This is a genomic window from Streptomyces sp. NBC_00986 (assembly GCF_045162565.1).
Lineage (GTDB): Bacteria > Actinomycetota > Actinomycetes > Streptomycetales > Streptomycetaceae > Streptomyces.
The window spans coordinates 7757174-7774918 of the sequence record NZ_CP108733.1; the positions used below are offsets into that span (position 1 = coordinate 7757174).

The following is a 17745-nucleotide window of genomic DNA, read 5'->3' on the forward strand; positions in this document are numbered from 1 at the left end:
ATACCTGAACCTCTGCACATTTCTATGAGGAAGGCACGGCCGCCGCACGTGAGGGACACACGAGAGAGCCGGCTGCTCCTGGTGCTGCTGATCGCCGTAGCGTTCGCGTTGATCACGGTGGACATCCGGGGAGGGCAGGACTCGCCGGTCGACGGAGCCCGCCGGGCCGCGGCCACCGTGTTCGGCCCGATCGAGAACGGCGTGTCGTCCGCCGTCGACCCGGTCGGTGACGCGGTCTCCGCGGTCCGCGACTCCGGTGAGCGGCACGACCGGCTCGCGGTCCTGGAGAAGGAGAACGCGGCCCTCAAGGCGAAGCTCGGCAGCGACGACCGCAACCGCAGCCGCCTGACCCAGCTCGACAAGATGCTGAAGGTGGCCGGCGAGGGCCAGTACGGCATCAAAGGCGCCCAGGTCATCGGGATAGGAGCCGCCCAGAGCTTCTCCTGGACGATCACCATCGACGTCGGCGCCAACGACGGCATCAAGCGCGACATGACCGTCCTGAACGGCAACGGACTGGTCGGGCGTGTGACGACCGTCGGCCCGGACGCCTCCACCGTCCTCCTCGCCAACGACCCCGACTTCACCGTCGGCACTCGTATGGAGGGCAGCGACGAACTCGGCTTCGCCTCCGGCGAGGGCGACGGCCCGCTGCGCGTCGAACTCCTCAACGGCAAGGCCGAGGTGCAGAAGGGCGACCGGCTCGTCACCTTCGGCTCGCAGGGCGACAAGCCGTTCGTGCCCGGCGTCCCGGTCGGTGTCGTCTCCCGCGTCGACCCCTCCGGCGGCGGCCTGACCCGCACGCTGTACGTCACGCCGTACGTGAACTTCACCAAGCTCGACATCGTCGGCGTGGTCGTGGAGGCCCCGAAGAAGGACCCGCGTGACACGGTCCTGCCGGCGAAGCCCAAGCCGACCCCGATCCCGACGGTGACCGTCACGGTCACCCCGTCCGCGAACGCGCCGGTCGACGGCCAGCAACAGCAGTAGGAGCCCTTCCCCATGCGTGTCAACCGGATCCTGCTCTCCGTGCCGCTGGTCGTCGTCGCCCTCGTGATCCAGGTGAGCGTCCTCGCCCGCCTCCACCTCCCGGGCGCCGTCCCCGACCTGCTCCTCCTCACGGTCCTCGGCCTCGCCATGGTCTACGGCCATGTCACGGGCGCCCTCATCGGCTTCGGCGCGGGCCTCCTCGCCGACCTGGCCCCGCCCGCCGACCACGCGGCCGGCCGCTACGCCCTCGTCCTGTGCGTCATCGGCTACCTCGCGGGCCTGGCCAAGCCGGAGAACGGCCGCCTGAAGTCGGCCACCGGCCCGATGGCCGTCGTGGTCGCCGCCGCGATCGGCGCCACCCTGCTCTACGCCGGTGTCGGCGCCCTCGTCGGCGACACCGCCGCCCGCCATGTCGGCCTGGGCAGCCTGCTGTTCACGGCCTCGCTGTACGACCTGCTGCTCGCCCCGTTCGTCGTCCCCGGGATCATGGCGCTGGCCCGGCGCGCCGACAACGACCCGCTCGCGGAGACCAACGCCGCCAAGTCGGCCGACATCTCGTCGGGTTGGCTCTCCTCCGGCACCGGCCTGAAGATCGGCGGCCAGCGCGGCGGCCTGAAGATGAAGTCCGCTCGCGCCCGCGTGGCCCGGGCGGGACGTATCAAGGGGGTCAAGAGGCTTTGACCACCGGGGAGTTGGGCCACGGACTCACAGGTCCGTCGTATATGACTCATACACGCATCGTGTACACGCACTGAGAGGGGGAGGCAGCACAAGTGACCAACGCCCACCCGTCTCCCACCACCACCCTCAAAGGGATGGGCTTCGCCCATGACTAACATTCCCGAGACCGGTCGGACTCCACGGGTTCAGATCAGGCTCGTCGTCATCCAGATTCTCGTCCTCTCCCTCCTCGGCACCCTCGGCGGGCGCCTCTGGTACCTGCAGATCCGTGAGGGCTCCGCCTACCAGAAGGAAGCGTCCGGCAACCACGTCCAGCAGGTCGTCGACCCCGCGGTGCGCGGTTCGATACTGGACGCGCGCGGTGTGCCCCTCGCCGACAACGAGACCCGGCTCGTGGTCTCCGCCTCCCGCACCGACCTGCTGAAGCAGGCGGACGACGGCAAGGCCGTTCTCACCAAGCTGGCCGGCGTGCTGGGCCTGAAGCCCGCGGACGTCATCCAGAAGGTCCGGCTGTGCGACGCGAAGACCCCGCAGCCCTGCTGGAACGGCTCGCCCTACCAGCCCATCCCGATCACCGACGAGGCCACCGCCAAGCAGGCCCTGCAGATCCGCGAGCGCGCCGAGGACTTCCCCGGCATCACCGCCGAGCCCGAGGCCGTCCGGCGTTACGCGGCTCCCGGTGACGCGAACGCGGCCCAGGTCCTCGGCTACCTCTCGCCGGTCACCGACGACGAGATCACCCAGGCCAAGGACAGCGACTCGCCGTATCTGCGCTCCGACCAGGTCGGCCGCTCGGGCCTGGAGCGCGAGTACGACAAGGAGCTGCGCGGCAAGGCCGGCGTCACCCGCTACGAGGTCGACAACCTCGGCCGCGTGATCGGCAAGGCCAAGTCCGATGCGCCGCAGCCCGGTTCGAACCTCGTCACCAGCATCGACGCCCGGGTGCAGCGCGTCGCCGAGTACCAGCTCGACAAGGCGATGAAGGCGGCCCGTCAGCAGTACGACAAGATCACCGGCGAGAACTACAAGGCCGACTCCGGTGCCGTGGTCGTGATGGAGGCCAAGACCGGCCGCATCGTCGCCATGGCGTCCGCGCCGACGTACGACCCGAACGTCTGGGTCGGCGGCATCTCCGCCAAGGACTACAAGCAGCTCACCGGCAAGAACTCCGACTACCCGCTGCTCAACAGGGCCATACAGGGTCAGTCGGCGCCCGGTTCGACGTTCAAGGTGGTCTCCACGGCCGCCGCGGTCGAGGCCGGCTACACCTGGGACGGCGGCTACCCCTGCACCAGTTCGTACTCGGTGGGCGGCCAGGTCTTCAAGAACTTCGAGGGCGAGAACTTCGGCCCCATCTCGCTGGGCCGCGCGCTGGAGGTCTCCTGCGACACCGTCTTCTACGGTCTCGCCGACGCCCAGTGGAAGAAGGACGGCGGCATCAACCCGAAGAAGGGTGAGCCGAAGGACTACTTCTACAAGGCGGCCCACCAGTTCGGCCTCGGCAAGGTCACCGGCGTCGACCTTCCGAACGAGGTCACCGGCCGGATCCCGGACCGCAAGTGGAAGCAGGAGACCTACGAGGCCAACAAGGCCTACTGGTGCAAGACCGGCAAGAAGGGCGGCACGTACGTCCAGCAGATCGCGTACGAGAACTGCCTCGAAGGCAACAAGATGCGCGAGGGCGACTCGATCAACTACTCCATCGGCCAGGGCGACACCCTCGTCACGCCGATCCAGGAGGCCATGATCTACGGCGCCCTCGCCAACGGCGGCACCGAGTACGTCCCCACCATCGGCAAGGCGATCGTCAGCGCCGACGGCAAGACGGTCCAGGAGATCAAGCCGAAGGTGAAGGCCAAGCTGCCGATCAGCGCGGCCACGCACAAGGGCATCGACAAGGCCCTCGCGGGCGTGGTCACCAGCGGTACCGCGGCCTGGAAGTTCCAGGGCTGGCCCCAGGACAAGATCGAGCTGCACGCCAAGACGGGTACGGCGGAGGTCTACGGCAAGCAGACCACCTCCTGGTTCGCCACCTACACCAAGGACTACACGGTCGTCATGACGATCGCGCAGGCCGGTACGGGTTCCGGCGCCTCCGGTGAGGCCGTGCGCAACATCTACAACGCGATGTACGGCGTCCAGGCCGACGGCTCCATCGACAAGAAGAAGGCGATGCTGCCCACGCCGCAGACGAGCCTCCCGAAGGTCCGCGCCGACGGCACGATCGCCTCCCCGAAGATCACCGCCGACCCGGCCAAGGAGCTGGAGAAGCAGCAGGAGAAGGCGACCGAGGGCGGCGTCACGCCCGCGGACGACACCCAGCAGCCGGCCATCGCGCCCTCACCGTCCACCAACAGCAACACCCGTAGGCGTCCGCGCAGAAGGGGTAGCCGGAGGATGCTCACATGACCGGCAACAGCTTCTCCGTCTCCGGATACGGGCCCGACCGGGCCGGCTGGACACGGGTCTTCGCCCGTGACTCGCTGGCCCGCCGGCTGGACTGGCCGATACTGCTGTCGGCGATCGGCCTGTCCCTGATCGGCTCGCTGCTCGTCTTCTCGGCGACCCGCAACCGCACCGAGATCAACCAGGGCGACCAGTACTACTTCCTGATCCGGCACCTGATGAACACCGGCATCGGCATCGCCCTGATGATCGGCGTCATCTGGGTCGGCCACCGCACCCTGCGCGTCGTCGTCCCGTTCCTGTATGGCGCCTCGGTGTTCGGCATCCTGCTGGTGCTGACCCCGCTGGGCTCCACGGTCAACGGCGCGCACTCCTGGATCGTGCTCGGCGGCGGCTTCTCGCTCCAGCCCTCGGAGTTCGTGAAGATCACGATCATCCTGGGCATGGCGATGATCCTCGCCGCCCGGGTCGACGCGGGCGACAAGCCCTATCCCGACCACCGCACGGTCCTCCAGGCCCTGGGCCTCGCCTCGGTCCCGATGATGATCGTCATGCTGATGCCCGACCTCGGCTCGGTCATGGTCATGGTCATCATCGTGCTCGGCGTCCTGCTGGCCTCCGGCGCGTCCAACCGCTGGGTCTTCGGCCTGCTCGGCGCGGGCACCCTGGGCGCGATCGCCGTGTGGCAGCTGCACTTCCTGGACGAGTACCAGATCGCCCGCTTCGCCGCCTTCGCCAACCCGAGCCTCGACCCGGCCGGCGTCGGCTACAACACCAACCAGGCCCGCATCGCAATCGGCTCCGGCGGCCTCACCGGCGAAGGCTTGTTCCACGGCTCGCAGACAACAGGCCAGTTCGTCCCGGAACAACAAACAGACTTCGTCTTCACCGTCGCGGGCGAGGAGTTGGGCTTCGTCGGCGCGGGCCTGATCCTCGTCCTCCTCGGCGTGGTCCTGTGGCGCGCCTGCCGCATCGCCCGCGACTCGACCGAGCTCTACGGCACGATCGTCGCCGCCGGGATCGTCGCCTGGTTCGCCTTCCAGGCCTTCGAGAACGTCGGCATGACCCTCGGCATCATGCCGGTCACCGGTCTGCCCCTGCCCTTTGTGTCCTACGGCGGCACATCGATGTTCGCCGTGTGGCTCGCGGTGGGGCTGCTCCAGTCGATCCGGGTGCAGCGGCCCATGTCCGCTTGAACCGTGCCTTCGCCCGGCCGCCACCTCCGTATTCGCCTGGGTTTCCCGGGGGTTCATTTGGGACGCACCCTGCCATCCCGGCCGGTCAGCAACTAGATTCAGGTCATGGCGGACACAAAGCGGGAGATCGAGCGTAAGTACGAGTCCGACGAGAGTGGTCTGCCCGACCTGACCGGCGTCGCCGGGGTGAAGGCCGTCATCGACAAGGGCGTCATGAGTCTGGACGCCGTGTACTACGACACGGCCGACGAACGCCTCGCCGCCGCATCGCTCACCCTGCGCCGCCGCACCGGCGGCTCCGACGCGGGCTGGCACCTGAAGGTGCCGGTCGCGCCCGGTGTCCGCGACGAGATCCGGGAACCGCTCTCCGACACCGTGCCGAGCACCCTCGCCGCGCTGGTCCGCTCCCGCGTCCGCGAGGCCGAGTTGCTGCCCGCCGTCCGCCTGCGCTCCGAGCGCGACGTACGCCACCTCGTGGACGCCCAGGGCAAGCTCCTCGCCGAGGTCAGCGTGGACGCCGTGCGCGCGGAACGCCTCACCGAGGGCGGCGGCACCGCTCAGTGGACCGAGATCGAGGTCGAACTCGCCGACGACGGCGACCCGGTGTTCCTCGACAAGGTGGAGAGGCGGCTCCGCAAGGCGGGCGTACGGCCGTCCTCGTCGTCCTCCAAGCTGGCGCGGGCACTGGCGGAGACGCGCCCGGCGGGGCCGGGAAAGAAGAAGCGCAAGACGCCGCCCGTCCCCGCGGAGCCCGCGGCTCCGGTCACCGCCGGCGACCACGTCCTCGCCTACGCCCGCGCCCAGCGCGACGCGATCCTCGAACTCGACCCGGCCGTACGGCAGGACGCGTACGACTCGGTGCACCGGATGCGGGTCGCCACCCGCCGGATGCGCAGCACGTTCCGCTCGTACGGCAAGGTCCTCGACCGTACGATCACGGACCCGGTCGGCGAGGAACTGAAGTGGCTGGCAGGGGAGTTGGGGGTCGACCGGGACCGCGAGGTCATGACCGAGCGGCTGGCGACTGTCCTCGGCGAACTGCCCCCCGCCCTGGTCTCCGGCCCGATCCGCACCCGCCTGGACACCTGGGCGAACGCCCGGCACGGCGGATCACGCAGCCGGCTGATCGGCGTCCTGGACTCCCAGCGGTATCTCGCGCTCCTCGACACCCTGGACCGGGTGATCGCCGAGCCGCCTCTCCTGAAGGACGCGGCCGGCAAGCCGGAGAAGGCGGTCGGCAAGGCCGTACGCAAGGACTTCGGAAAGGTCTCCGCGCTCGTGGCGGAGGCGATCGAGGCGCCGCCAGGACCGGACCGCGACCTCGCCCTGCACGAGGCCCGCAAGAAGGCCAAGCGCACCCGGTACGCGGCGGAGGCGGCGACACCGGCTCTCGGTACTCCGGCCCGGGCGCTCGCCAAGTCGATGAAGTCGCTGACCAGCCTGCTCGGTGAGCACCAGGACAGCGTGATGGTCCGGGTGACCCTGCGGGAACTGTCCGCGGTGGCGCACGCGGCGGGGGAGAGCTCGTTCACGTACGGGGTGCTGTACGGGCGCGAGGAGCAGCGGGCGGCCGGGGTGGAGGCGGCGTTGCCGGAGGCGTGGGAGGGGATCGTGGCGGAGGGGTCCGTCCAGGTGTGACGGCTGGTGCGTACGGGTGAGGCCCGGGATCGCGTTAGTCTGGATGGTCACCCGTCCGTTCAGTCCCGCTCACGAAGGTTCGCGAGATGCCTGCCGAAGTCGCTGCGGCCGCAGAGTCCGTGTTTCCGCAGCTCGAAGCCCTGCTCCCGCATGTGCAGAAGCCGATCCAGTACGTCGGCGGCGAGCTCAACTCCACGGTCAAGCCGTGGGAGTCGTGCGATGTCCGCTGGGCGCTGATGTACCCGGACGCGTACGAGGTCGGCCTGCCCAACCAGGGCGTCATGATCCTCTACGAGGTCCTGAACGAGCAGGAGGGCGTCCTCGCCGAGCGCACGTACAGCGTGTGGCCGGACCTGGAGGCGCTGATGCGGGAGCACAAGGTCCCGCAGTTCACGGTCGACAGCCACCGCCCGGTGGGCGCGTTCGACGTCTTCGGCCTGAGCTTCTCCACCGAGCTCGGCTACACGAACATGCTCACGGCCCTGGACCTGGCGGGCATCCCGCTGGAGTCGAAGGACCGGACGCTCGACGACCCGATCGTGCTGGCGGGCGGCCATGCGGCCTTCAACCCCGAGCCGATCGCGGACTTCATCGACGCGGTGATCATCGGCGACGGCGAACAGGCCGTACTCGACATGACGAAGATCATCCGAGCCTGGAAGGCGGAGGGCCGTCCCGGCGGCCGCGAGGAGGTCCTCTTCCGCCTGGCGAAGACGGGCTCGGTGTACATCCCGGCGTTCTACGACGTCGAGTACCTGCCGGACCACCGCATCGCGCGCGTGGTCCCGAACAAGTCGGGTGTCCCGTGGCGGGTGAGCAAGCACACCGTCATGGACCTCGACGAATGGCCGTACCCGAAGCAGCCGTTGGTCCCCCTGGCCGAGACCGTCCACGAACGCATGTCGGTCGAGATCTTCCGCGGCTGCACGCGCGGCTGCCGTTTCTGCCAGGCGGGCATGATCACGCGCCCGGTGCGCGAGCGGTCGATCACGGGCATCGGCGAGATGGTCGAGAAGGGCCTCAAGGCGACGGGCTTCGAGGAGGTGGGCCTGCTGTCGTTGTCGTCGGCGGACCACTCGGAGATCGGCGAGATCGCGAAGGGCCTGGCGGACCGCTACACGGACGACAAGGTCGGTCTCTCCCTCCCGTCGACCCGCGTGGACGCGTTCAACGTGGACCTGGCGAACGAGCTGACGAGGAACGGCCGGCGCTCGGGGCTCACCTTCGCGCCGGAGGGCGGCTCTGAGCGCCTCCGCAAGGTCATCAACAAGATGGTCTCGGAAGAGGACCTGATCCGCACGGTCTCCACGGCGTACGGCAACGGCTGGCGCCAGGTGAAGCTGTACTTCATGTGCGGGCTCCCGACGGAGACCGACGAGGACGTCCTGCAGATCGCCGACATGGCGACGAGGGTGATCGCCGAGGGCCGCAAGGTCTCCGGCCAGAACGACATCCGCTGCACGGTCTCGATCGGCGGCTTCGTCCCCAAGCCCCACACGCCGTTCCAGTGGGCCCCGCAGCTCTCGGCGGCGGAGACGGACGCCCGCCTCACGAAGCTCCGCGACAAGATCCGCGGCGACAAGAAGTACGGCCGCTCGATCGGCTTCCGCTACCACGACGGCAAGCCGGGCATCGTCGAGGGCCTGCTCTCCCGCGGCGACCGCCGCATCGGCGCGGTCATCCGCGCGGTCTACGAGGACGGCGGCCGCTTCGACGGCTGGCGCGAGCACTTCTCCTACGACCGCTGGATGCGCTGCGCCGAGAAGACGCTGCCCGCCTTCGGTGTCGACGTCGACTGGTACACCACCCGCGAGAAGACCTACGAGGAGGTCCTCCCCTGGGACCACCTCGACTCCGGCCTCGACAAGGACTGGCTCTGGGAGGACTGGCAGGACTCCCTCGACGAGACAGAGGTCGAGGACTGCCGGTGGACGCCGTGCTTCGACTGCGGGGTGTGCCCGCAGATGGACACGTCCATCCAGATCGGCCCCACGGGCAAGAAGTTGCTCCCGCTGACGGTGAAGCAGCCTGCGGGGAGCGGGCACACGCACTGAGCGCGTCGGTCAGCTGACGGGGTCCGAGGGGCCGTAGGCCGCGGCGATCTCCTTGGACCCCGCCCATCGGCTGTAGGTGGGCGACTGGGGCCAGCCCTCGGGTGAGTCCTGCCATTCCTCCTGGCGGCCGTACGGCAGGAGGTCGATCAGGGCGAAGCTGTGGCTGAGCTGCTCGGTGCCCCGGCCGTTGGTGTGCCAGGTGCGGTAGACGGTGTCGCCGTCGCGCAGGAACACGTTGACCGCGAATCCGCCGTCGGGCGGGGCGCCGACATCGGCACCGAACGGGCTGTTCGCGGTCGAGTACCAGGACATCCGGTTGCCGACCCGCTCCTTGTAGGCGAGCGCCTCGTCGATCGGGCCCTGGGTGACGATGACGAACCGGGCGTCGTAGCTGTCCAGGAACTCCAGGCGCGTGTACTGCGAGGTGAACCCGGTGCAGCCCGGGCACTGCCATTCCTTTCCGGCGAACCACATGTGGTTGTAGACGATCAACTGCCGCTTGCCGTCGAAGACTTCGGCCAGGCGGACGGGACCGTCCGCGCCGTCGAGCGTGTAGTCGGGCATCTCGACCATCGGCAGGCGGCGCCGCTCGGCGGCGATGGCGTCGAGTTCCCGGGTCGCGGCCTTTTCGCGGGCGCGGAGGGTTGCGAGCCGGGTTTCCCACGTCGCGGTGTCCACGACGGGGGGCAGGGCGTCGGTGGTCGTCATGGTTCCTCGTTCCTCACGGAGCTTGTGGGCGTGGCTGTGCCCTTGTGCGGGGGTAGACCTCGTCGGGCTCCGGAACTCATCGGTCGGTGTGCCACGGGGTTGCCCGGAGGTCGGTCGGCGGACCTCCGGGCACCCTTGGCAAGTGGTTGGTCACACCCCGCCGTTGACGGCCCCCGGGGACGGCTGCCGCGTCACCTTGGTCCAGGGGATGGGGGCTCCTCTTCGAGTTCTCGATCACCGCCTACTGGGTGGGCGAGTTCGCGGCCTCGGTCGAAGCGTGCGACCAGTTGCTGGCCCTGCCGGACCTGCCCACCGCCATCCGCCGTCAGACCGTGACCGACCGGGAGTTCTCCGCCCCGCACGCTGCCGCGGTCCCCCGACCGTCGAACCCCGCACGCAGGCCGAAGGCCTCCCGGGCGGGCAAGGCGGCCAGGAGCAGGAAGAAGTAGGCGATATGCCGACCCGCTCGCCGTGAGGGTCAGTCCGACGTCAGCCACACACCGACCCCCGCCAGCGTCCCCTCCCCGGAGTCCGACTCCACGTCGCGGGCCAGGTCGGCGATCGTGACGGAGCGGAGGGCTTCCCGGCGGGCCGACTCGGCCGCCGCCATCGTGCGGGCGATCGCGCACGGCGTCGTACAGGCCTCGGGCGGGGTGGCCATCGGGCCGCGTTGGCGGATCTCCGTGCAGACGAAGGCCGGGTCGGGGCCGTCGATCGCCTCTACGACGTCGAGGACCGTGATCGAGGCCGGGGAGCGGGTCAGGACGTAGCCGCCCGACTTTCCTTGGACCGATCTGACCAGGCCGGAGCGGGAGAGGGCCTGGAGCTGTTTGGCGAGGTAGGTCGGGGACACGTCGTGGAACTGGGCCAGGCGGGCGGCCGGGACCGGGGCCTGGGTCGAGGTCAGGACAACGCAGCAGTGCAGGGCCCACTCGACTCCGCCGGACATCTTCACCCACTCATTTTACTCAGAAGCCGATTGACTCGGACATCTATTGTCCGGGTATTATCTCGGATAGAAAGTGTCCGAGTTTGGTCTCGGGGTGCCGTCGCGATCGGGCGACGGTACATATCGGACGTCAGTCATCTACGGAAGGCGTAGGTCATGAAGATCGCAGTCATCGGCGGTACCGGGCTGATCGGGTCGCAGGTCGTGAGGAACCTCAACGCGGCCGGGCATCAGGCCGTCCCGCACTCGCAGTCCACCGGCGTGGACATCATCAGCGGTGAGGGGCTGGAGGAGGCCGTCTCGGGTGCCGACGCCGTCGTCAACCTGACGAACTCACCGACCTTCGACGACGCCTCGATCGGCTTCTTCCAGACGTCGATGGACAACCTGCTCGCCGCGAGCGAGAAGGGCGGGGTCGGACACTTCGTCATCCTGTCCATCGTCGGCGTGGACCAGGTGCCGGGGCTGGACTACTACCGGGCGAAGGTCCTCCAGGAGGACCTCCTCAAGGGCGGGGCGGTCCCGTACTCCATCGTCCGTGCCACGCAGTTCATGGAGTTCATGGGCGCGACCCTCGCCATGACCACCGACGGCGACACCGTCCGGCTGCCGCGTACGCCGATCCAGCCGATCGCCGCCGCGGAGGTCGCCGGTGTCGTCGCCGAGGTCGCCGCGGGCGCTCCGCTGAACGGCGTCCTCAACATCGCAGGACCGGACGTCTATCCGCTCGACGAACTCGGCCGGCTCACCCTCACCGCCAAGGGCGGCGCGGGTTCCGTGGTCACCGATGACGCCGCGGGCATGTTCGCCGCCGCCCCCGGTGACGTCCTCACCGCCCCGGACGGCGCCCGTATCGCCGCCACCCACTACACGGACTGGCTCGCCGGGCACTGACTCGCTTACGGCAGGGATGCCTTGGGGGTTCCGGCCGCGTGCGTGGACGCCAGCCGGGCCAGTGCCGCCGCGTCCTCCGTGTCCGGCTCCGCCGTGCCGACCAGGAGGCACTGGCCGGGGGCGCTCTGCACGTCGAACGTCTGGTACGTGAGGGTGATGCGGCCCACGGCCGGGTGGTCGAAGGTCTTGGACTGGCGGCCGGGGCGGCTGACGCTGTGGTCCTGCCAGAACGTCGCGAACTCCTCGCTCCCGCCGAGGAGTTCGGCGATCAGCGAGCCGAGTTCGCGGTCGTCCCGGTCGTGGCCCGTCGCCAGGCGCAGCGCCTCTGCGGAGCAGCGGGCCACGTGCTCCCAGTCGGCGAACAGGTCCCGGGCCGCCGGGTCCAGGAACAGTGAGCGGACCATTCTGCGGCGGTCGCCCAGGGGCGCGAGGAGCGCGTCGGCGAGTGCGTTCGACGCGAGGACCTCCAGGCGCCGGTTGATGACGTACGCCGCCGCCGTAGGGAACGCGTGCATCAGCTGGAGCAGCGCCGGGTCCACCTCGTCGGACGGCTCGGCGGGGACGGGCCTCGGGACCAGGCCGGCCAGGCGGTACGCGTGCCAGCGGGCGTCCGTGTCGAGGCGCAGGGCGCGGGCGATGGCGTCGACCACCTGGCCGGAGGGGCTGCGCTCGCGGCCTTGCTCCAGCCGGGCGTAGTAGTCGGCGCTGACCCCGGCCAGCACGGCGACCTCCTCGCGCCGCAGCCCGGCCACCCGGCGCGGCCCGGAACTGGGAAAACCCACCTCGGCGGGCGTCAGCCGGGACCGCCGCGCCCGCAGGAAGTCACCGAGCGCGTAGCCGTCCGTACCGTCCATGCCGTCCATTCCAAAAGCCTACGGCGGTCCCGCTTCTCCGCTCCCGCTTCCTAGGAGTGGCACACCCCGGAAGCCGCGTCCTGCCTCATCGGGCCGATCCCGCCGATGCTCGGAAAGCACGGAAGACGCGGTGGATCACCGCCGCGCGATCGGCTTTCCTCCAAGGGGTTGCACATGACCACCACCGTCCCGTCCAAGGCCGTCCTGATCACCGGCGCGAGCAGCGGTATCGGCGAGGCCGCGGCCCGGCTGCTGGCCGCGGCGGGGCACCGGGTGTTCCTCGGCGCCCGGCGCACCGACCGCCTCGCCGCCGTCGTCAAGGAGATCCGGGCGGACGGCGGCACGGCCGACCACCGCGAGCTGGACGTGACCGGCCTGGAGAGCGTGCGGGACTTCGTCCGGGCCGCGCGGGAGTCGTACGGCCGGGTCGACGTGCTCGTCAACAACGCGGGGGTGATGCCCCTGGCGATGCTGGAGGCCCTGAAGGTCGACGAGTGGAACCGCATGATCGACGTGAACATCCGCGGTGTGCTGCACGGTATCGCCGCGGTGCTGCCCGTCATGCGCGAGCAGGGCGCGGGGCACATCGTGAACGTCGCCTCCGTCGCCGGGCACCGCGTCGACCCCACCGCGGCCGTCTACTGCGCCACCAAGTACGCGGTCCGCGCCATCTCCGAAGGCCTGCGGCAGGAGAGCCGCGATTTGCGCGTCACCGTGGTCAGTCCCGGCTTCACCCGCACCGAACTGACCGACGGCATCGGCGACTTGGGCATGCGCGCGGTCGCCGAGGACATGATGGGCATCGCGATCCCGGCCACCGCGATCGGCGAGGCGATCGTCTACGCCGTCAACCAGCCCGCCGAGGTCGACGTCAACGAGATCGTGGTCAGGCCTACGGCGCAGGGCTGAAGTCCGGTAGAGATCAGGGGAGTTCAGTGCGCGGCCACCCAGTCCGCCACCGTCGTCACCTCCGCCTGCATCGGGAACACCTTCTCCGTGAGGACGCGGTGGACCTCCGGGTCGTTGTCGAGGCAGGCGTCGGACAGGACGGTGAGGGTGAAGTCCAGGTCGGCGGCCTGGCGGAGGGTGGACAGGACGACGCCGCTGGTGGCGATGCCCGTCAGGACCAGGTGGTCGATGTCGTTCGCCCGCAGCACCATGTCGAGGTCGCTGCCCGCGAACGCGCTGACGCGGCGCTTGGTGACGAGGATGTCGTCGGGGCCGGGGGCTACGTCCGGGTGAATCTCGTTGGCCTGGGCGGCGGCCGCCGGCAGGGTGACACCCGCGAGCCTGCCGAAGAGCTTGTTCCGGGGGCTGATCTCCGGGGCGCCGGGGCGGAAGCCGACGGTCACGTAGATCACGCGGACGCCGTTCGCACGGGCCGTCTCGATCGCCTTGCGCAGGCGCGGCAGGTAATCCGGGTCGGGGTAACGGTCCACGATCACGCGCTGGACGTCCATGACGAGGAGGGCTTGCTGGGACACCGGGGTCCTTTCGTACGGGGGACGTGACAGGGGAGGGGCGGGCTAAGTCATCAGGTGATTACTTGCCTAACGTAACCATGCCCTGTAGTCATGTCAACGAGTGATTACTTGAGCTGGTCGAGGGAGGTCGCCTGGTGGCGGGTGACGTGGATGAGGCCGACGGGCGCCGACGGCGGGACGCTGCGGCGACCCGGCAGGCGCTCTTGGAGGCCGCGAGCAGTCGGTTCACCCGACTCGGGTACGACCGCACGACGTTGCGGGACGTCGCCGCCGACGTCGGGGTCAACCTGGCGCTCATCAAGCGGTACTTCGACTCGAAGGAGGGATTGTTCAAGGCGGCCCTGGCCTCGACTCCCCGGTTCCTGGGCCGGGATGAGGAGTTCCCGCACGACCGGGCCGGTCTCGCCGAGGCACTCAGTCACCAACTGTCCGCCGGTGCCTGGCCGGAGTTCGGCGAACACCCCGTCCTGATGCTGCTGCGCGGCTCCGGCGACGAACGCGTGGACGCCCTGCGCCGCAAGGCCCTGGACGAGTTCAGCCGCCAGATCCTCGAAGCGTCCGGCGAGGGCCCGGCGGGGGAGGACGACGAACGCCTGCTGCGCGCCGAACTCCTCGTCGCGCTCGGTGTCGGCGTCGCCGTCGTGCGGTCCGCCGTAGGCCTGCGCCCTCTGCGGGACGCGACCGCCGCCCAACTGGCCGCGCCACTAAGGGAGATCGTCGACGCGCTGCTGGCGCCCCCTGCCGACGACCGCTGAACTGCCGCACAATGCACGGGTGGACGACATCACGATCCGCCCCGCCGAACCCGCCGAGCTGGACGTCGTCGCGGGACTCCGGTGGCGCTGGATTCTCGAGAACGGGGATCAACCCGTCACCACCCGCGAGGAGTTCGTCCGGCACTTCGTCGACTGGGCCGCGGAGAACGGGAGTTCGCACCGGTGCATGGTCGTCGTACGGGACGGCGTGCTCATCGGGACGGCGTGGCCGGCCGTGGTCCAGCGGGTGCCGGGTCCGCAGGCCCTGCGGCCGGCCAGCGGCGATCTGCAGTGCGTGTACGTGATCCCCGGCGAGCGCGACGGCGGTGTCGGCGGACGGCTGGTGGAAGCGGTGCCGGCCCGCGCTCAGGACCTCGGGCTCGAACGCGTCACCGTCCACTCCTCGCCCCGGGCGATCCCGGCGTACGCCCGCCGCGGCTTCGCCCCCTCGCCCCGGCTCCTGCACGCCCGGGTCTCCCGCAGCGACCCCTACCCTTGACCGATGCCTCAACTGATCCTGCCCGACGCCCGGTTCCGGGTCTCCTTCCTGGACGCCGTGCACGAGCACCTCGTCGAGGACGACTTCTTCGGCGGCACCCTCGCGCGCGAACTGCGGGAACACGGCAGCACCTGGCGGCAGTCGGCGGGGTTCGCGCGGTACGTGGAGTCGGTGCGCGAGGAGGAGTCGGAGGACGGGCGCCGGCCCGAGGGCTTCGTGCCGAGCACCTGGTACTGGTACGTCGACGGCGACACCTACCTCGGCCGCATCCAGATACGGCACCGCCTCACCCAGTGGCTCCTCGACTACGGCGGCCACATCGGCTACGGCGTCCGGCCGGGCGCCCGGCGCCGCGGGCACGCGACCGCGATGCTCCGTGACGTGCTGCCGTACGCTCGGGCGCTCGGCCTGGATCCGGTCCTCGTGACCTGTGATGCCGCCAACATCGCGTCCCGCAAGGTGATCGAGGCCGCCGACGGGAAGTTCGAGGACGCGCGGGACGGGAAATTGCGGTACTGGATCCGGACCCGGACGGGGAGCTGAGGCGTCTTGCCCGGTATGGACGCCCCCAGGAAATTCGAGAAGCCGCCCGCGCGGCCGTCCCCGCAGTCGCCCGAGGGATGTCTCGCCGTCGCGATCCGCGTCCCGGTGCGGATCGTCGTGCTCGTGCTGGTCGTGCCGGTGCGGCTGGTGTGGGACGGGCTGGTGGTCGGCGGACGGTTCCTCTACCGGACCGTGCTGCGGCCGCTGGCACGCGCGGTGTTCGTGTGGCCGTGGGTGGCGCTGTGGCGGTACGTCGTCGTGCCCCTCGCCAAGGCGCTCGGCTGGCTCACCAACCTCCTTCTCGTCGTGCCGCTCGTCTGGTTGTACCGGTACGTGCTCACCCCGGTCGGGCACGGCCTCGCCCGGATCGCCCGGCAGGTCGGGAGCGGGCTGGCGTGGGTCTACGCGCGCGTGCTCACTCCCGTCGGGCACGCGTGCGCGTGGGTGCTGAACGGGGTGGCCGCCGGCGTGGCGTGGGTCGTCGGCGGGGTGGCCGCCGGCGTGGCCTGGCTCGGGCGGTATCTGCTCGTCGTGCCCGCCGGGTGGCTGTACGCCTGGGTCCTCACGCCGGTCGGGCACGCGATCGCCTGGTGCGGGCGGGGGTTCATGTGGCTCGTGCGGGCGGTCGGTACCGGGATCGGTTTCGTCCTGTACTGGGCTGCCCGGATTCTGCTCGTGCTGCCCGCGATCGGCCTCTGGCGCTGGGTGCTGACACCCGTCGGGCGTGTGCTCGCGGTCGTCGGGCGGGAGGTGTGGGACGCCCTCGGGCACGCCTGGCGGATCGCCGGGCACATCTCGCTCGCCGTGGGGCGGGTGCTCGGGACCCTCTTCCGGTGGATCTTCGTCGAGCCCGTGAGCTGGGTGTACCGGACGATCCTCACCCCGGTCGGACACGTCGTACGGGACCTGGTGCTGCGGCCCGCCGCAGAGGCCGCGCGGGCTGTGGGACGGGTCACCCGGCAGGTGCTGACCGCCGCGCGCGAGTCCGCCCGGCAGGCCCGTGCCGACTTCCGGCGGATGGTTTTCGGCGAGCCCCGGCAGCCGGAGCCGGTGGAGCTGCGGGAACCGATGGGCGACGACACACGTACTCTTGGTAGAAGTACGACCGTTCTCACGAAGGACTAGGACACTGGGCAAGCGACAGCCCGAAGGCCCGCCGCCCGCACCCGCGGTGCAGCGCATCCGACTGCGCTACACCAAGCGCGGCCGCCTCCGGTTCACCAGCCACCGAGACTTCCAGCGCGCCTTCGAGCGTGCGCTGCGCCGCGCCGAGGTGCCGATGGCGTACTCGGCGGGGTTCACGCCGCATCCGAAGGTGTCGTACGCCAATGCCGCACCCACCGGCACGGGCAGTGAGGCGGAATACCTGGAGATCGCGCTCACCGCCGAGCGCGACCCCGACAAACTGCGCGAGCTGCTCGACGAATCGATGCCTGTCGGCCTCGACATCGTCGACGCGGTCGAGGCCCGGACCTCCGGGCTCGCCGACCGGCTCACGGCTTCCGTGTGGGAGCTGCGGCTCGACGGGGTGGCGCCCGAGGACGCCGAGCGCGCGGTGGCCGCGTTCAACGCGGCCGAGAGCGTCGAGGTCCAGCGCATGGCCAAGAACGGCATGCGGACGTTCGACGCCCGCTCCGCCGTAGCCAGTCTTGAGACGCTACGTCCACAGGCTGATAGGCCTACCGACCAGGCCTGTGCGATACTGCGGCTGGTTGTTCGGCACGTGACGCCTGCCGTTCGACCCGACGACGTCCTGTCCGGTCTTCGCGCCGTGGCCGACCTGGCGCCGCCGGTCGCCGCAGCGGTGACCAGGCTGGCGCAGGGGCTGTTCGATGAAGAGACCGGCACGGTGACCGACCCGCTCGCGCCCGACCGCGAGGCAGCAGTGACCGGAAATTCCACGGTCGCCGAAGCTGCCGCCGCGAAGGCGCCGGCGTAGGGAAGGTTCCGCGTAGGGACCGATGTCGTAGCGCCGCCCTCGGACTCGGGAGCCACCTGGGTCGGGCAGCGCACCGACCACAAGACTTTCGCCAGGCCGTCCGCATCTGGGCGTACGGAACCGGCGAGACAGGACACAGAGAGCTCCCGTGCGGC

The 17745-nt window shown here is 70.1% G+C and carries 18 protein-coding genes; 14 read left to right on the forward strand and 4 right to left on the reverse strand.

The genetic code is table 11. The features are described from left to right. The first annotated feature begins 48 nt into the window (after window positions 1–48). From mreC to OG504_RS34740, 6 genes are all read left to right on the forward strand, one after another. On the forward strand, window positions 49–990 hold the full coding sequence (mreC, locus tag OG504_RS34715) for a rod shape-determining protein MreC (RefSeq protein WP_405993333.1): 942 nt from the start codon (window positions 49–51) through the stop codon (window positions 988–990). A 12-nt stretch (window positions 991–1002) separates the two neighbouring features. After that, on the forward strand, window positions 1003–1671 hold the full coding sequence (gene mreD / locus OG504_RS34720; protein ID WP_405993334.1) for a rod shape-determining protein MreD: 669 nt from the start codon (window positions 1003–1005) through the stop codon (window positions 1669–1671). A 147-nt stretch (window positions 1672–1818) separates the two neighbouring features. After that, window positions 1819–4080: a penicillin-binding protein 2 gene (gene mrdA / locus OG504_RS34725; protein WP_405993335.1), complete on the forward strand. Its 2262-nt coding sequence runs from the start codon at window positions 1819–1821 to the stop codon at window positions 4078–4080. Next, complete coding sequence (rodA, locus tag OG504_RS34730; protein WP_366437186.1) at window positions 4077–5273, forward strand: rod shape-determining protein RodA; 1197 nt, start codon at window positions 4077–4079, stop codon at window positions 5271–5273. The genes mrdA and rodA overlap by 4 nt, the downstream gene beginning before the upstream one ends. Window positions 5274–5378: 105 nt before the next feature. Next, the gene (locus OG504_RS34735; protein WP_405993336.1) at window positions 5379–6911 is read left to right on the forward strand and encodes a CHAD domain-containing protein; all 1533 of its coding nucleotides are present in this window, start codon (window positions 5379–5381) and stop codon (window positions 6909–6911) included. Window positions 6912–6997: 86 nt separating this feature from the next. Continuing rightward, window positions 6998–8965 carry a TIGR03960 family B12-binding radical SAM protein gene (locus OG504_RS34740; RefSeq protein WP_405993337.1) on the forward strand — a complete coding sequence of 656 codons (1968 nt, stop codon included), beginning with the start codon at window positions 6998–7000 and terminating at the stop codon, window positions 8963–8965. Window positions 8966–8974: 9 nt separating this feature from the next. On the opposite strand, the gene OG504_RS34745 is transcribed toward OG504_RS34740, so the two are convergent. Further along, window positions 8975–9673, reverse strand: coding sequence for a DUF899 domain-containing protein (locus OG504_RS34745; protein WP_405993338.1), 699 nt, complete (start codon window positions 9671–9673; stop codon window positions 8975–8977). Between the two features lie 248 nt (window positions 9674–9921). On the opposite strand from OG504_RS34745, the gene OG504_RS34750 reads away from it, so the two are divergent. After that, on the forward strand, window positions 9922–10122 hold the full coding sequence (locus tag OG504_RS34750; protein ID WP_405993339.1) for a hypothetical protein: 201 nt from the start codon (window positions 9922–9924) through the stop codon (window positions 10120–10122). A 29-nt stretch (window positions 10123–10151) separates the two neighbouring features. On the opposite strand, the gene OG504_RS34755 is transcribed toward OG504_RS34750, so the two are convergent. Then, window positions 10152–10622, reverse strand: a complete 471-nt coding sequence (locus OG504_RS34755) for an RrF2 family transcriptional regulator (protein ID WP_405996511.1) — start codon at window positions 10620–10622, stop codon at window positions 10152–10154. A 156-nt stretch (window positions 10623–10778) separates the two neighbouring features. On the opposite strand from OG504_RS34755, the gene OG504_RS34760 reads away from it, so the two are divergent. Next, window positions 10779–11516 carry an SDR family oxidoreductase gene (locus OG504_RS34760; RefSeq protein ID WP_405993340.1) on the forward strand — a complete coding sequence of 246 codons (738 nt, stop codon included), beginning with the start codon at window positions 10779–10781 and terminating at the stop codon, window positions 11514–11516. 5 nt (window positions 11517–11521) lie between these two features. Here the strand turns inward: OG504_RS34760 and OG504_RS34765 are convergent, their stop codons facing one another. After that, window positions 11522–12370, reverse strand: coding sequence for a helix-turn-helix transcriptional regulator (locus OG504_RS34765; protein ID WP_405996512.1), 849 nt, complete (start codon window positions 12368–12370; stop codon window positions 11522–11524). A gap of 174 nt (window positions 12371–12544) precedes the next feature. Here OG504_RS34765 and OG504_RS34770 point away from each other — a divergent pair, with 174 nt between their 5' ends. Beyond that, entirely contained in the window at window positions 12545–13279 is a 735-nt protein-coding gene (locus tag OG504_RS34770; RefSeq protein WP_405993341.1) for an SDR family oxidoreductase, read from the forward strand. Between the two features lie 23 nt (window positions 13280–13302). On the opposite strand, the gene OG504_RS34775 is transcribed toward OG504_RS34770, so the two are convergent. After that, complete coding sequence (locus OG504_RS34775; protein ID WP_405993342.1) at window positions 13303–13854, reverse strand: cysteine hydrolase family protein; 552 nt, start codon at window positions 13852–13854, stop codon at window positions 13303–13305. 134 nt (window positions 13855–13988) lie between these two features. On the opposite strand from OG504_RS34775, the gene OG504_RS34780 reads away from it, so the two are divergent. The 5 genes from OG504_RS34780 to OG504_RS34800 are packed head-to-tail and all read left to right on the forward strand — an operon-like array spanning window position 13989 to window position 17590. Further along, window positions 13989–14609: a TetR/AcrR family transcriptional regulator gene (locus tag OG504_RS34780; RefSeq protein WP_405993343.1), complete on the forward strand. Its 621-nt coding sequence runs from the start codon at window positions 13989–13991 to the stop codon at window positions 14607–14609. Window positions 14610–14628: 19 nt separating this feature from the next. Continuing rightward, complete coding sequence (locus OG504_RS34785) at window positions 14629–15108, forward strand: GNAT family N-acetyltransferase (protein WP_405993344.1); 480 nt, start codon at window positions 14629–14631, stop codon at window positions 15106–15108. Between the two features lie 3 nt (window positions 15109–15111). Next, window positions 15112–15651 carry a GNAT family N-acetyltransferase gene (locus OG504_RS34790; RefSeq protein ID WP_405993345.1) on the forward strand — a complete coding sequence of 180 codons (540 nt, stop codon included), beginning with the start codon at window positions 15112–15114 and terminating at the stop codon, window positions 15649–15651. A gap of 15 nt (window positions 15652–15666) precedes the next feature. Continuing rightward, window positions 15667–16776: a hypothetical protein gene (locus OG504_RS34795; protein ID WP_405993346.1), complete on the forward strand. Its 1110-nt coding sequence runs from the start codon at window positions 15667–15669 to the stop codon at window positions 16774–16776. Between the two features lie 46 nt (window positions 16777–16822). Then, window positions 16823–17590, forward strand: coding sequence for a TIGR03936 family radical SAM-associated protein (locus tag OG504_RS34800; RefSeq protein ID WP_405993347.1), 768 nt, complete (start codon window positions 16823–16825; stop codon window positions 17588–17590). The last annotated feature ends 155 nt before the right edge of the window (window positions 17591–17745 follow it).